At 75.8% G+C, this 475-nt stretch carries 1 protein-coding gene; it reads left to right on the plus strand.

Going from position 1 to position 475, the window contains the following annotated elements:
• On the plus strand, window positions 1-475 hold a 475-nt coding region (locus GT354_RS09870; RefSeq protein ID WP_161355893.1), incomplete at both ends, for an ATP-binding cassette domain-containing protein.

Consider the following 475-nt stretch of genomic DNA (forward strand, 5'->3'; position numbering starts at 1 on the left):
TCCGGATGGGCCGCCCCGAAGCCGACGACGACGCCGTGCTCGCGGCCGCCCGCTCGGCCCGCGTCGACGAGATCGCCGACCGCCTGCCCGACGGCTGGGCGACCCAGGTCGGCGAAGGCGGCGCGGCCCTGTCCGGCGGTGAGCGCCAACGCGTGTCCATCGCGCGGGCCATTCTCAAGGACGCGCCGATCGTGCTCCTCGACGAGGCGACCGCCTCGCTCGACCCGGACAACGAACGCGCCGTGGTCACCGCGCTGCGCGAACTGGTCGCCGACCGAACGCTGTTGGTCATCGCCCACCGTCTCGCCACCGTACGCGCGGCCGACCAGATCCTGGTGCTCGACGGCGGGCGCGTGGTCGAACGCGGCACCCACGACCAACTGCGCGCGCTGGACGGCCGATACGCGGCCTTCTGGGCACAGCGCACCCGCGCGGCCGGCTGGCGCATCCCCGCCGCCGGCACCCCCGCCGTCCC

The sequence above is a fragment of the Streptomyces sp. SID3343 genome (genome assembly GCF_009865215.1).
In the GTDB taxonomy this organism is placed as follows: domain Bacteria; phylum Actinomycetota; class Actinomycetes; order Streptomycetales; family Streptomycetaceae; genus Embleya.